A 13929-nucleotide genomic window follows, 5' to 3' on the forward strand; every position below is an offset into this window, starting at 1 on the left:
TGCGGAGGGGTTATATATGAACCTACACCAGTTCCGCTTCGTCCGTGAGGCAGTGCGGCAGAATTTCAACCTGACAGAAGCCGCGAAAGCCCTGTTTACAAGCCAGCCAGGCGTTTCGAAGGCGATCATCGAGCTGGAGGACGAGCTCGGCGTGGAAATTTTCACACGACACGGCAAGCGGGTGCGCTCGCTGACCGAGCCGGGGCGCATCATTCTTCAGTCGGTTGAGAAGATTCTGCAGGAGGTCGAGAGCCTCAAACGGGTCGGTAAAGATTACGCGGCACAGGATCAGGGCAATCTGGTGATCGCCGCCACCCACACTCAGGCGCGCTACTCGCTGCCCGCCGCGATCGCCGAATTCAAGAAGCGCTTTCCCAAGGTCCACCTTTCGATTCTGCAAGGCAGCCCGACCCAGGTCGCCGAAATGGTGATCCACGACCAGGCCGACCTCTGCATCGCCACCGAGGCGATCTCCAACTATAAGGAGCTGGTCTCGCTGCCGTGCTTCCAGTGGCACCACGTGGCGGTCATGCAGCCGGATCATCCGCTGCTCGACCGCAAACTTTTGTCGCTGGATGATCTGACCCAGTATCCGCTGATCACCTACGACAACGCGTTCGCCGGCCGCACCAAGATCAACGAGGCGTTCCGCCTGCGTGGTCTGCATCCGGACATCGTGCTGGAGGCGATCGACGCCGACGTGATCAAGACCTATGTGGAACTGGGTCTGGGCGTCGGCATCATGGCGGATATCGCGTTCAACGCCGAGCGCGACCGTCATTTGCGCGCCATGCCGGTCGGCCACCTGTTCGGCAGCAACGTGACGCGGGTCGCGCTGAAACAGGGCGCTTATTTGCGCAGCTATGTGTATACGCTCGTCGAACTGCTGTCGCCGAGCATGAACCGCAAGCTGATCGAGCAGGCGCTCAAGGGCGAACACGAAACCTACGAACTTTGATATCACCACCGCTTCTTGCCACGGAGACCTTTTGATGACGTCGTATAAGAAAAAATTCAGCGGCCTCACCGCCGCTTTAGGTTTTGGCGCGCTCCTGCTCGCCACCGCTGCACACGCCGACATCAAGGTCGGCATTGACCTGTCGAGCACCGGCCCCGCGGCTGTGATCGGCATCACCAGCAAGAACGCGATGCTGATGTGGCCCGCCACCATCGCCGGCCAGAAAGCCGACTACATTTTCCTCGACGACGCCTCCGACCCGGGCGCCGCCGTGCGCAACATCCGCAAGCTGATCAACGAAGACCACGTGGACGTGATCGTCGGCCCGAACATCACGCCGGCCGCGATGGCCGCGCTCGACCCGGTCGCCGAGAGCCAGACGCCGATGATCACGCTGATCGGTTCGGCGAGCGTGGTCGAGCCGCAGGAAGGCAAGAAGGTGTGGGCCTACAAGATGGCGCAGACCGACAGCGCGATGGCCGACGTGATGACGCGCTACATGTCGAACCACAACGTGAAGACAGTGGGTTTCATCGGTTTCGCGGACGGCTACGGCGAAAGCTGGCTCAACGAGTTCAGCAAGTTCGCGGCGCTGCGCCATATCCAGCTGGTCGCCACCGAGCGCTATAACCGTACCGACGCGAGCGTGACCGGCCAGATTCTGAAGCTGATGGCCGCCAAGCCGGACGCGATCCTGATCGCGGGCGCCGGCACGCCGACGGTGCTGCCGCAACGCACACTGATCGAGCGCGGCTTCAAAGGCCCGATCTATCAGACGCATGGCATCGCCACGCCCGAGTTCATCAAGCTGGGCGGCAAGGACGTGGAAGGCACGCTGTTCCCGACCCAGCCGGTCGTGGTGGCGCGTACGCTGCCGGCCGATCATCCGGCGAAGAAAGCGGCGCTCGCCTTCACGAACGAATACGAAGCGAAGTACGGCCCGGGCAGCGTGACGCAGTTCGCTGGCGACGCGGCCGGCGTGTATCCGCGCTTGCAGGATGCAGTGGCCCGCGCGCTGAAGACGGCGCAGCCGGGCACGCCGGCGTTCCGCACGGCGCTGCGTGACGAGTTGGAACATGCGCATGAACTGGTCGTGCCGAACGGCGTGGTCAACACGAGCGCGAAGGATCACGTGGGGTTGGATCAGCGCGCGAGCGTGATGGGCGTGATCAGGAACGGCAAGTTTGTTTATTTGAGCCAGTAAGCCATGTAGGGGAACCACCGCCCTGAAAGCCGGGCGGCAGGTGCCGGCGGCGTGATCGCGTCGCCGGCTCCGCTACACGGGGCGGCGCCATATGCCGTGCGGAAAGTCAGCGGGACCGGCTGCGGAGCAACTTGCGGCTGCGGCCGCAATCAAGCCGCAAGACTGAGACGCCGGCGCGTTCAGCCTGCGAAATTGCTAAAGTAGCAGTCTTTCCCCCGATCAGCAGTCCCACACCATGCGCACCACCCGAGCCATCCACGCCGTCGAGCGGCTGAAAACGCGCAGCGGCAATCCGCAGTTCGCCGCGATCAGCCTGTCCGGCGGCCTGTTCTATCTGGTCGACAAATCGAGCGGCACGGACAAGAAAGTCTCCGATCCGCTGACGCTCGACGACTTCGTCAAATTCGTCGACGCTTTCGGCCCGCCGAAGCCGCGTAAGGCCAGCAAGCTGGATATCGCGTTCGAAGAGCAGATCAAGAAGAGCAAAGGCGGTTGAGCGGGGCGACTGCTCCGCGCCCATAGCCGTATCAACGCCTCACGCGTTGCCAAGCTCGCGCCACTGCCCATCCGCCGCGCTACTCGCGAGCATCGCCTCGATAAAGCGCAAACCCGACACTCCGTCTTCCACCGTCGTGAGCAAGAGACTTTCGGCGGGCAACGCGCGGCCCGCGTCCAGCGCTTCGATCTGCAACGCCGCGTCTTTGTACAACTGCGCGAACGCTTCCAGATAACCTTCGGGATGCCCTGGCGGCACACGCGTCGCATGCGCCGCGATCGCGCTCTTCACGCGCCCTCGCGTCAAACGCTCAGCCGCGCCGCCCAACGGCGTGAACCACAATTCGTTGGGATTCTCCTGATCGAAACTCAAACCGGCTTTCGTCCCATACACGCGCAAACGCAATGCATTCTCCGCGCCGCTCGCCACCTGGCTCGCCCATAGCATGCCGCGCGCGCCGTTCGGATAACGCAGCATGGCCTGCACGTGATCGTCGATGCGGCGTCCCGGCACGAACGTATGCACTTCCGCGGACAGCGCGCGCGGCGTCATACCCGTGACGAACGCGACAAGGTGATAGGCATGCGTGCCGATATCGCCGAGGCATCCCGCCGGTCCCGCTAACGCCGGGTCCGTGCGCCAACCGGCCTGCTTGTTCGTGCCGCTCGTTTCGATCGGTTCGGCCAGCCAGTCCTGCGCGTATTCGACCTGCACCACGCGTATCTCGCCGAGCTCGCCGCGTTCGATCAGCTCGCGGGCATGACGCACCAACGGATAGCCCGAATACGTATGCGTCAGCGCAAACAAGCGGTTCTTCTCGCGAGCGAGTTTCGCCAGCGCTTCGCCTTCGGCCAGCGAAATCGCCAACGGCTTGTCGCACACGATATGGATGCCGGCTTCGAGAAACGCTGTCGCCACCGGCGCGTGAAGATGATTCGGCGTGACGATCGCCACCGCGTCGATGCCATCATCGCGCGCGGCCTCCGCGCGCGCCATCTCGCGCCAGTCCGCATAGCTGCGCGCGATGCCGGCCTCGGCGGCGCTCGCCTGGGCGCGCTGCGGATCGGACGACAGCGCGCCCGCCACCAGTTCGAACCGATCGTCGAGCCGCGCCGCGATCCGATGCACCGCGCCGATAAACGCGCCCTGCCCGCCGCCGACCATCCCCAGCCTGAGCCTTCGTTGTGCCATCGTCCTCGCTCCTTTTGCGTTGGCTCGCCGCCGTCAGATGCCAAGCACGCGTTTTAACTGCGCGGCGTCCACACCGCTTCCCGCGAAATCGTCGAACGCATGCTCGGCCACGCGGATGATGTGGCGGCGAATGAACTCCGCGCCTTCGCGCGCGCCGTCGTGCGGATGCTTCAGCGCGCACTCCCATTCGAGCACGGCCCAGCCGGGGAAATCGTATTGCGCCATCTTCGAGAAGATCGCGCCGAAATCGATCTGCCCGTCGCCGAGCGAGCGGAACCGGCCCGCACGTTCGACCCAACCGCTATAGCCGCCGTACACGCCTTGCCTGCCATTTGGACGAAACTCCGCATCCTTCACATGGAACGCCTTGATGCGCTCGTGATAGATGTCGATGAACGCGAGGTAGTCGAGTTGCTGCAACACGAAATGACTCGGGTCGTAGAGGATGTTGGCGCGCGCGTGCTGCTTGAGCGCATCGAGAAAACGCTCGAAGGTCACGCCGTCGTGCAGGTCTTCACCCGGATGCAACTCGTAACACACGTCGACACCCGCTGCGTCGAACGCGTCGAGAATCGGCGTCCAGCGGCGCGCGAGTTCGTCGAATGCGGCTTCCACCAGACCTGCCGGACGCTGCGGCCACGGGTACAGATACGGCCACGCCAGCGCCCCGGAAAACGACACGTGCGTATTCAATCCCAGCCGCTGCGACGCCTTCGCCGCGAGCTTCATCTGGTCGATCGCCCACTGCGTGCGCGCGGTCGGATCGCCTCGCACCTGCGGCGCGGCAAAGCCGTCGAACAATGCGTCATAGGCCGGGTGCACGGCGACGAGCTGTCCTTGCAGATGCGTGGACAGTTCGGTGATCGTCACGCCCAGGTTCTCCACCGTCTCGCGCAATTGGTCGCAATACGCCTGGCTCGCCGCGGCCTGTTCGAGATCGATCAGGCGGCTGTCGCACGGCACCTGAATCCCCTTGAAGCCGAGGCTCGCGGCCCACTCGGCAAGATGCGCGAGGTTGTCGAACGGCACCTCGTCGCCCATGAACTGGGCGAGAAAGATGGCAGGCCCTTTGATGGTTTTCATCGTACGGCTCCTCGAACGGGGGCGCGCTCGCCGTGCCGCTGCGGCACGAGGCCCGGCTCGGGCCCGCCGGCGCGCCCCGAATGCTCAGCTCAGAACGGCGAGTCCGGGAAATAGAACTGCTGCGCGTTTTCCTTCGTGATCAGCACCGACGGAATGATCGTGGTGGGCGGCAGCTTCTCGCCCTTCAGGCGCGCCTCGGCCGTGAGCTTGATGGCGTCGTAGATGAACTTCGGCGAGTACGACACGTCCGCCTTGATCATCGGCGCGCCGTCCATCACGTTCTTCACCATGCCTTTCGATCCCGCGCCGCCGAACACGATCTTGATGTCGGTGCGCTTGGCCTGCTCGATCGCCTTGATCACGCCCACCGCCATGTCGTCGTCGGCGGCCCAGACGGCGTCGATGTGCTTGAAGCGAGTCAGATAATCCTGCATGACCTTGAACGCGTCGTCGCGATTCCAGTTCGCGTACTTCGCGTCGAGAATCTTCATATCCGGATAGTTCTTGATCACGGTTGTGAACGCAGTCCAGCGTTCGTTATCGAGCGTGGTCGGAATGCCGCGCAGCGCGACGATGTTGCCTTTGCCGCCCAGCTCCTTCGCCAGAAACTCGGCGGGGATCTTGCCGAACGCGGTGTTGTCGCCCGCCACGTACGCATCTTGCGCGCTGGTGTCGGTCAGGCCGCGATCCACCACCGTCACGTATACGCCCTTCTTCTTCACCTGCGCGACCGGCTGCGTGAGCGAAGCCGATTCGAACGGAAAGATCACGAGCGCGTTGATCTTGTTGACCGTCACCAGATCCTGCAGCTGGTTCGCCTGTTCGGGCGCGCCGGCCGCGGTCTTCACGATCACTTTCAGATCGGGATGGGCTTTCTCCAGATCGGCCTTGGCTTTGTTCGCCCACCAGACGATGCCGCCCGTAAAGCCGTGGTCGGCTGTTGGAATCGCGACACCCAGCGTGACCTTTTCGTCGGCGCGCGCGATGTTCGCCGTGCCCAGTATCCCCAACGCCAGCATGCCGGCGCCGACCGCTCGAATGACCTGCTTCATGGTTGTGTCTCCTTGTGTGAGGCGTTCGTGCGCCCCGATTTTCCACTCGCCGTGATTGCAAATTTGCGGCGCGAATTGCAGCGCCCCTACCGCCGTCCACGTTGTACGAACGCGACGAAGATAATCACCACGCCCTGCACCGCCGCGTTCAGATACACGCTGATGATGCTGGTCAGATTCAGAATGTTCGCGATCACCGACAGCAGGATCGCGCCGATCACCGTGCCGATCACGCGTCCTTCGCCGCCCTTGAGCGCCGTGCCGCCGACCACCACCGATGCGATCGCCTCGAGCTCCCACAGCAAACCCGTAGTGGGCGTGGCGGAACCGAGGCGCGGCACATACAGCACGGTGGCGACGCCCACGCACATGCCGAGCAGCACGTAGGTGACGATCTTCACGGTATCAACGCGAATCGCCGCATAGCGCGCGACCTGTTCGTTCGAACCGATTGCCTGCACATGACGGCCGAACGCCGTGCGGTTGAGAATCAGCGCGCCGCCCGCCGCGACCACCAGAAACACCCAGATCGGCACCGGCACGCCGAACAGGCTCGCGTAATACACCGGGCCGTACAGGTCGGATAGCGAGTTGTCGAGCGTCAGCGCGCCGCCGTCGGCGAGCCAGGTCAGCACCGCGCGAAAGATGCCCAACGTGCCGAGCGTGACGATGAACGGCTCGATCCGTCCTTTGGTGATCAGCAGGCCGTGCGCGCAGCCGAACAGACCGCCGAGCACGAGCGCGAACACGATGCCGAGCGTGACGATCAGCAAAGGCGCGAACGTATGGCCGCCTATGCCCGCCGCGAGCCCGTTCATCAGCCAGATCATGCTGCCCGCGATCAGCGCCGCCATCGAGCCGACCGAGAGATCGATGCCGCCCGAGATGATCACGAAGGTCATGCCGACCGCGATGATGCCGATGAACGACGTGCGCGTGAGCACGTTCATCATGTTGTCGAGCGTGGCGAAATCGCGGTTGAGAAGTGTGCCGACAATGCACAGCGCGATCAGTCCGACCAGCGGCCCGAGCGCGTACAGACGATGCGCGAAGCGCAACGCGCGGCCTGATTGGACGGCTTCAGTGGGTGCCGGTAGCATGGGCGATCAACTCCTCTTCGGTCAGATGCTCGAGCGTCAGCGTCGCTTGCAGGCGTCCCGCGCGCATCACGGCGACGCGGTGGCACAAGCCGATCAGCTCGATCAGTTCGGATGAAATGACGATCACCGCGCGGCCCTGCGCGGCGAGACGATGGATCAGGAAATAGATGTCGCGTTTCGCGCCGACATCCACGCCGCGCGTCGGCTCGTCGAGTACGATCACGTTCGGCTCGGGCTGCAGAAACTTGGCGAGCGCGAGCTTCTGCTGATTGCCGCCGGAGAGCATGCGCGCGCGGCTCGACAGATCGCCGGTGCGAATGCCGAATTCGCTCACGGCTTTGGTCAACGCGGCGCGTCCCGCTTTCATGTCCAGCAGCGGATGCGCGTAGCGTTCGAGCGTCATCAGCGTGACGTTGTCCTGCAGGCTCAGGTTCACATGGAGGCCTTTGCCCTTGCGATCTTCGCTGAGATAGGTGAGGCCGTGCTGCATCGCGTCGCGCGGGCTTTTCAGATCGGCGGGGCGGCCGGCGATTTCAATGTGGCCCGCCGTGCGTTTGCGCAAGCCGATGATCGCCTCGAACGCCTCGGTGCGGCCCGCGCCCACCAGTCCCGCGAAACCGAGCACTTCGCCGGCGCGCACGTCGAAGCTCAGGTCCTCCACCCAGTCCGGCACGACGAGGCCTTGCACCTTCAGCGCAACCGGCGCGTCGGCGGGCACGGTGATTTTCTCGGGGAACATATCGGACAGGTCGCGCCCGACCATCAGGTTCGCCATCTGCTGCCGCGCGAGCCCCGCGGTTGCGCCGCGGGCGACGAAGCGGCCGTCGCGCATCACGATCACTTCGTCGGTGATGCGCTCCACTTCGTCGAGCTTGTGTGAAATGTAGATGATGGTCACGCCGTCGGCCTTCAGCTTCGCCATCAGCGTGAAGAGACGCTCGGTTTCGGACGGCGTGAGGGTCGCCGTCGGTTCGTCCATGATGAGCAGCCGCGCGCGGCGCGACAGCGCCTTGGCGATCTCCACCATCTGCTTTTCCGCGACGATCAATTCGCGCACCTTCGTGTCCGGCGCTTTCTCCAGACCGACCTGCGCGAGATAACGGGCGGCCTCGCTGTTCATCGCGGCATCGTCGACGAACCAGCCGCGCTTCTTTTCATGGCCGAGGTACATGTTCTGCGCGATGGTCAGATGCTCGGCGAGATTGAACTCCTGGTGGATCAGGACGATGCCTTGCGCTTCGGCGTCGCGCGAACCGGCGAACTGCTGCGGGTGGCCATCGATCATCAAGCCGCCCGACGTGGCGGTTTCATAGCCGGCGAGGATTTTCATCAGCGTCGATTTGCCCGCGCCGTTCTCGCCGAGCAGACCGTAGATGCGGCCCGGCGTCAGTTCGAAGCTCACGCCGTGCAGCACGCGCACGGGCCCGAAGTCTTTGCGGATATCGTCGAAACGGATCGCGAGGCTCATGACTCAGGCGCTCCCGCGAATCACGAGCCGATGCGGCAACAGCACGCCCGGCACGTTCGCCAACGGATTGGCGAGCCGCTGCAGCAGCAGGCGCGCGGCGGTTTCGCCCAGTTCGCGCATGGGCTGCGCGATGGTGGTGAGCGGCGGATCGACCTGCGCGGCAAGCGAGATATCGTCGAAGCCGACCACCGCGATGTCGTCCGGCACGCGCTTGCCGACGCTGCGCAAGCCGTGAATCACGCCGATCGCCAACGTATCGGAGACCGCGAAGATCGCGCTCGGCGCCTGCGGCTGACTCATCAGCGTAGCCGCGGCCGAGGCGCCCGCCGCGTAATCGAGGCTGTTCAGGTTCATGCGCCAGCGTTCGTCCGGCGTAATGCCCGCTTCGGTCAGCGCGTCCAGATAGCCTTGCTGGCGCTGACGCGCGTACAGGTAGTCGACATCGGAATTGATCAGGCCGATGCGGCGGTGGCCGCGCGCGAGCAGATGCCTGACTGCGTCGCCGGCGGCCCGGTAGTTGTCGATGCCCACGTACGGCACACCCATTGCGGGGTCGAACTCGCAGCACGCGACCCACGGCAGCGCGCTGGAGGCCTCGCCGAGCGCCTGCTGGATGGTGGCCGGATCGAGACAGATCGCGCCGTCCGCGCGGCGGCGGCGCAGCAGATCGAAGTAGCTGCGCTCGCGGCCCGGATCGGCCCCCGTGTCACACAGCAGCATGAAGTAGCCGTGCTGACGCGCCACGCTGTCGATGCCGCGCACGATCTCCGCGTAAAAAGGGTTGCCCACGTCCGGGACCATGGTCAGCAGCAGGCGGCTCTCCGCCGTGCGCAGGTTGCGCGCGAGTTCGTTGACGCGATAGCCGCTGGCGTCGATGGCGGCCAGCACCTTGTCGCGCGTGGCGGGCCGCACGTTCTCATGGCCGTTCAGCACGCGCGACACGGTGGCCACCGAGACGCCCGCCTGCTCGGCCACACCGGCAATCGAGATGCCTTCGGCGGGGCCGCGCGACGGCTGGGCGCCGGGCCGCGGATGCGCCTCGGACGCCGCAGCCGGAGCCTTCGTGGACGACGATCTGGACAAGTGAACCCGCCTCGAGAATGTAATCGATTACATTTTTGAACGATCGACGCGCGAAGTGCAAGGACGGATCACTAGGGATTAATACGGGGGCGCCGGGGCACCGCCACGCCGCCCCCCGGTTCGGCGGCGGCCCGCGCCCTGCCCGCCAGAGCGCGGATCGGTGCCGTCATTTGGTACAATCCCGCAGTTACCCTGACGTGCCTTGCGTGCCGAGTTGTCTTGCGAGGCCCCGGTCAGTGGCCTATCGCAAACTCGCCAAACCACCTAGCCGAATCCACCATGAACATCGAGCAAGCGCGTTTCAACATGATCGAACAGCAGATCCGCCCCTGGGAAGTGCTCGACCAGGACGTGCTGAATCTGCTGTCGATCGTCAAGCGTGAAAACTTCGTCCCCGCCGTTTATCGCGACCTCGCCTTCGTCGACTTCGAAGTGCCGCTGCCGGCCGGCCAGCACATGCTGGCGCCGCGCGTCGAAGCGCGCGTGCTGCAGGAACTGGCGGTGAAGAAACACGAAAGCGTGCTCGAAATCGGCGCGGGCTCGGGTTACATGGCCGCGTTGCTCGCGCACCGCGCGCAGCACGTGCTGACGGTCGACATCGAACCGGAACTGGCCGAACTGGCAAAGACGAACCTGATCGCCAACGGCGTGCTGAATGCCGAAGTCGCCACCGGCGACGCTTCCCGCGGCTGGCCCGTCGCCGCGCCGTACGACGTGATCTGCGTGTCGGGCGGCCTGCCGGTGCTGCCGCAGGAAGTGCTCGACCATCTGAAGATCGGCGGCCGTCTGGCGGCGTTCGTCGGCACCGCACCGGTCATGAAGGCACAGATCATCACGCGTATCGACGAAAAGCAATACCGCATTGCCGACGTGTTCGAAACGTATGTCGAGCCGCTCATCAACGCCGTGCAGCCCTCGCGCTTCAAGTTCTGATCGGCGCGTCGACCCGGACGGCGGGCCTGCCCGCCGTCTTCTGAACTGGATGTCCTTCTGATGCAAAACCTCACCGCTCCGGCGCTCGCCGAATGGCTCGCCGACACTTCGCGTCCCGCGCCCGTCCTGCTCGACGTGCGCGAGCCGTGGGAAATCCAGACGGCGTCCATCGCCGGCGCCGTGTCGATCCCGATGCGTGAAATTCCCGCGCGCAGCGAAGAACTCGACGACGACGCACAGATTGTATGCGTGTGCCATCACGGCGCGCGCAGCGCCCAGGTCGCGATGTTCCTGGAATCGCGCGGCCACACCAACGTGTTCAATCTGCAAGGCGGAATCGACGCATGGTCGCGTCAGGTCGATCCGTCGGTTCCGACTTATTGATTATTCAGCCGCAATGAAGGGCTAGAACGGCCGTTGTTCACGGCCGTTCCGGCGCTCGCGTGCGCGCTTTACGTGTTGCACGCGCAGGCCGCTGGCCTTTCCTCGCTTTCCTCGCTTTCCTCGCTTTCCTCGCTTTCTCCGCTTTCTCCGCTTTCTCCGCTTTCTCCGCTTTCTCCGCTTTCTCCGCTTTCTCCGCTTTCTCCGCTTTCTCCGCTTTCTCCGCTTTCTCCGCGTCCAGTTTGCCGTCTATCGCATAGCGCTAACGCAAAGGATTCATTGCGCGGCTTCAGCTATTCATTTGAGAAATTTCATACGGTTTCCTGAGCATCGCACAGGCACCATGCTTCGACCATTATTCGGGAAAGCCATGTGATGAGATTTCTGAAGATCGCGATGCTAGCCGCAACCGTGTTGCCGCTAGCATCGCATGCAACGTTGGGCGGCGCGCCCGGCGCCGCATCCGCTCCGACCGTGCTGCGCGCCGCAGCGCAATCCGCCGTCTCGACCTCGCCTCAACCGTCGAATGCGGCCCCCTACTCCCTGCACCAGTCGATCGACGCCAACGGCGTGACCCTTCGTGAATACGTGCTGCCCGACAACGTCGTGTTCGCGGTCTCGTGGGACGGACCCATCCGTCCCGACATGACAGCGCTGCTCGGCAGCTATTTCCCCAACTTCGTCAACGCCGGGCAAAGCCGCGCGCGCGGCACGGGGCCTCTGATCGACGGCAACGACGATTTTCGCGTCGAGTCCAGCGGCCGACTGGGGCGCTTCAGCGGCATGGCATGGCTGCCTCGCCTGATGCCCGCCGGCGTGCGTCCCGGCGATCTGCAATAAGGCGCTTCGAGCTACGGGAAAACAGAACATGAACGCATTGAAGAGGACACTCTGTCTCGCAACAGCCATTGCGGGTATCGCGCTTTCCGCGTGCGGCGGCGGTGGTGGGAACGGCAGCGGCAACCAAGGCGGCAATTCCATAGGCTGGAACGCCACGCCTGACTGGATTCCGCCACCGGGCGGCACCGGCAGTTCCGGCAACTCCGGTAATTCGGGCAACCCGACGCCGCCAGCAACCGGAGACAACACGGTGGCGGTCCGTGTCGACACTTCAACAGGCACCGTGAACCGGCTCTTCGCAGCGGTAACGGTCTGCGCACCGGGCGCGCAAGCGGCACAGGGCGCGGGCCAGTGCGTGACGGTCGACAGGATGCTGGTGGATACCGGTTCGACGGGCGTGCGCATCGCATCCCGCGCAATCCCTACGCTGGCGCCTCTGTTGCTCACGCAAGCCGGCGCAGTCGACGATCCGGTCGGTTCGGCGCCGATTGCCGAATGCATGCCGTTTGCCTCGGGTTTCACATGGGGTTCGGTCAAGCGCGCCGACCTGACCATCGGCAGCAAGTCCGCGAGCAATATTCCGATCCAGTTGATCTCCGACGGCGCGTTCTCCACGCCGGACGATTGCATTGCACACGGCGGCGGTGACTTGGGCGCCGCGCTCGACGCGATGGGCGTCAACGGTATTCTCGGCATCGACAACTTCACGAGCGATTCCGCGGACGCCCTGACCACCGCGATTCCCGGCAACTATTACTACTGCCCGTCGCAGAACCGTTGCATCAGCACGCGCATGCAGGCAAGCCAGGAAGTCATGAACCCGGTTGCCGGATTCGCCAGGGACAATAACGGTACGATCATCCGTCTGCCCGCCGTGCCAGCGGCCGGCCAGGCGACCGTTACGGGGCTATTGGTGTTCGGCATCGGCACCCAGCCGAATAATGCGTTGCCGGCCAATGCGACCGTCGTGACCGTGGACAAATACGGCATGTTCACGACGCAGTACCAAGGGCGTGTGTTCAATCGAAGCGCGATCGACAGCGGCACCATGAGCTACGCTTTTCCGGATAGTACGATTCCCGTCTCCGCCACGGGCTTGTACACGCCGACCGCCACGCTGAACCTCACGGCAACGATCGACCCGACCAACGGAAAAAGCGCGCCGCTCCAGATGCCATTCTCGGTCGGCAACGCCGCCAGGCTGATGGCAAACGGCTACGCGGCGTTCGACAACATCGGTCAGTACTTCACGAGCAGCCACAACAATATGTTCCTGTGGGGCCTGCCGTTCTTCTATGGCCGCGATGTCTATACGGTAATTGGAAACGCGAAGGTCGGCAACCAGACCGGACCGTTCGTCGCGTTCTAACGACTAAGTGGTCGACTGGCTCAGGAGACGCTGCGCTACTACAGCGTCTCCTTACGCCCTTTCCGATTTTGGTTCAGACCTTTCCGACAATCCCAATAACGCCCCGCTGGCACCATGCTCCGACCTGTTTTTGAGGAGCAATGTGATGAATCTCGTGAAGGTTGCGCTGGCTGCGGCGGCTCTGGCTCCGCTCGCGTCGTATGCGGCGCTGGGTGCCGCGCCGGGTGCGGGAGTGGCGCCGCAACCATTGCTCCGTGCGGCAACCTCTAACGCCGCTTCCGCATCAATTTCAACTTCCACTTCCACTTCCACTTCCACTTCCACTTCCGTGGCCTACACCGTGCGCGCGTCGCGTGACGCCAACGGCGTGATCGTGCGCGAATACGTGTTGCCGTCGAACGTTGTCTTTGCTGTCACGTGGGACGGCCCGGTGCGGCCGGATATGAGCGCGCTGCTCGGCAGCTATTTGCCCAACGCCGTAGCCGCCAGCGCGATGCGGGCTCGTGGCACGGGGCCGTTGATCGAGCGCAACGGCGACTTTCAGATCGAGTCAGCAGGCGCGCCCGGACACGCCACAGGCAAGGCGTTCCTGCCGCGCCTCGTCCCCACCAATGTTCGCGTGGAAGATCTGCAATGAAGCCGCGGCGCGACTCACCAATCACAGGAAACATGAAGACATTCAATCCATCCGTTTGCTTCGCCATCCTGACTGTTAGCGCAGTGCTGTCCGCCTGCGGGGGCGGCGGGAGCGAGAGCGGTGACGCGAACGCG

Annotated in this window: 14 protein-coding genes; 8 read left to right on the top strand and 6 right to left on the bottom strand. The window is 64.1% G+C overall.

Features of this window, described 5'->3' with window-relative positions:
• The first annotated feature begins 16 nt into the window (after nucleotides 1-16).
• The 3 genes from CJU94_RS01420 to CJU94_RS01430 all read left to right on the top strand — a co-directional run bounded on the left by CJU94_RS01420 (nucleotide 17) and on the right by CJU94_RS01430 (nucleotide 2658).
• Entirely contained in the window at nucleotides 17-958 is a 942-nt protein-coding gene (locus CJU94_RS01420) for a CysB family HTH-type transcriptional regulator (protein WP_091796464.1), read from the top strand.
• Nucleotides 959-992: 34 nt separating this feature from the next.
• Complete coding sequence (locus CJU94_RS01425; protein ID WP_091796465.1) at nucleotides 993-2162, top strand: ABC transporter substrate-binding protein; 1170 nt, start codon at nucleotides 993-995, stop codon at nucleotides 2160-2162.
• A gap of 235 nt (nucleotides 2163-2397) precedes the next feature.
• Entirely contained in the window at nucleotides 2398-2658 is a 261-nt protein-coding gene (locus CJU94_RS01430; protein ID WP_091796466.1) for a hypothetical protein, read from the top strand.
• A 39-nt stretch (nucleotides 2659-2697) separates the two neighbouring features.
• Here CJU94_RS01430 and CJU94_RS01435 read toward each other — a convergent pair whose 3' ends face one another.
• The 6 genes from CJU94_RS01435 to CJU94_RS01460 all read right to left on the bottom strand — a co-directional run bounded on the left by CJU94_RS01435 (nucleotide 2698) and on the right by CJU94_RS01460 (nucleotide 9635).
• Entirely contained in the window at nucleotides 2698-3849 is a 1152-nt protein-coding gene (locus tag CJU94_RS01435) for a Gfo/Idh/MocA family protein (RefSeq protein WP_095417247.1), read from the bottom strand.
• A gap of 33 nt (nucleotides 3850-3882) precedes the next feature.
• Nucleotides 3883-4932, bottom strand: coding sequence for a sugar phosphate isomerase/epimerase family protein (locus CJU94_RS01440; RefSeq protein ID WP_095417248.1), 1050 nt, complete (start codon nucleotides 4930-4932; stop codon nucleotides 3883-3885).
• 89 nt (nucleotides 4933-5021) lie between these two features.
• Entirely contained in the window at nucleotides 5022-5984 is a 963-nt protein-coding gene (locus CJU94_RS01445) for a substrate-binding domain-containing protein (RefSeq protein ID WP_095417249.1), read from the bottom strand.
• 86 nt (nucleotides 5985-6070) lie between these two features.
• Nucleotides 6071-7084 carry an ABC transporter permease gene (locus CJU94_RS01450; RefSeq protein WP_095417250.1) on the bottom strand — a complete coding sequence of 338 codons (1014 nt, stop codon included), beginning with the start codon at nucleotides 7082-7084 and terminating at the stop codon, nucleotides 6071-6073.
• A complete protein-coding gene (locus CJU94_RS01455) occupies nucleotides 7065-8552 on the bottom strand; it encodes a sugar ABC transporter ATP-binding protein (protein WP_095417251.1) in 1488 nt (495 codons plus the stop codon). Before CJU94_RS01455 ends, CJU94_RS01450 begins: the two co-directional genes overlap by 20 nt.
• A gap of 3 nt (nucleotides 8553-8555) precedes the next feature.
• Nucleotides 8556-9635: a LacI family DNA-binding transcriptional regulator gene (locus CJU94_RS01460; protein WP_095417252.1), complete on the bottom strand. Its 1080-nt coding sequence runs from the start codon at nucleotides 9633-9635 to the stop codon at nucleotides 8556-8558.
• A 279-nt stretch (nucleotides 9636-9914) separates the two neighbouring features.
• On the opposite strand from CJU94_RS01460, the gene CJU94_RS01465 reads away from it, so the two are divergent.
• The 5 genes from CJU94_RS01465 (at nucleotide 9915) to CJU94_RS01485 (ending at nucleotide 13795) form a co-directional block, all read left to right on the top strand.
• Nucleotides 9915-10568 (top strand): protein-L-isoaspartate O-methyltransferase family protein, encoded by a 654-nt coding sequence (locus CJU94_RS01465; RefSeq protein WP_095417253.1) that lies wholly within the window; start codon nucleotides 9915-9917, stop codon nucleotides 10566-10568.
• A 60-nt stretch (nucleotides 10569-10628) separates the two neighbouring features.
• Complete coding sequence (locus CJU94_RS01470; protein ID WP_091796474.1) at nucleotides 10629-10952, top strand: rhodanese-like domain-containing protein; 324 nt, start codon at nucleotides 10629-10631, stop codon at nucleotides 10950-10952.
• A gap of 372 nt (nucleotides 10953-11324) precedes the next feature.
• On the top strand, nucleotides 11325-11789 hold the full coding sequence (locus tag CJU94_RS01475; protein ID WP_095417254.1) for a DUF2844 domain-containing protein: 465 nt from the start codon (nucleotides 11325-11327) through the stop codon (nucleotides 11787-11789).
• A gap of 28 nt (nucleotides 11790-11817) precedes the next feature.
• Nucleotides 11818-13158: a DUF3443 domain-containing protein gene (locus tag CJU94_RS01480; RefSeq protein ID WP_095417255.1), complete on the top strand. Its 1341-nt coding sequence runs from the start codon at nucleotides 11818-11820 to the stop codon at nucleotides 13156-13158.
• A 145-nt stretch (nucleotides 13159-13303) separates the two neighbouring features.
• Complete coding sequence (locus CJU94_RS01485) at nucleotides 13304-13795, top strand: DUF2844 domain-containing protein (protein ID WP_095417256.1); 492 nt, start codon at nucleotides 13304-13306, stop codon at nucleotides 13793-13795.
• Nucleotides 13796-13929: the final 134 nt, after the last annotated feature.

This window comes from Paraburkholderia aromaticivorans, from assembly GCF_002278075.1.
Lineage (GTDB): Bacteria > Pseudomonadota > Gammaproteobacteria > Burkholderiales > Burkholderiaceae > Paraburkholderia > Paraburkholderia aromaticivorans.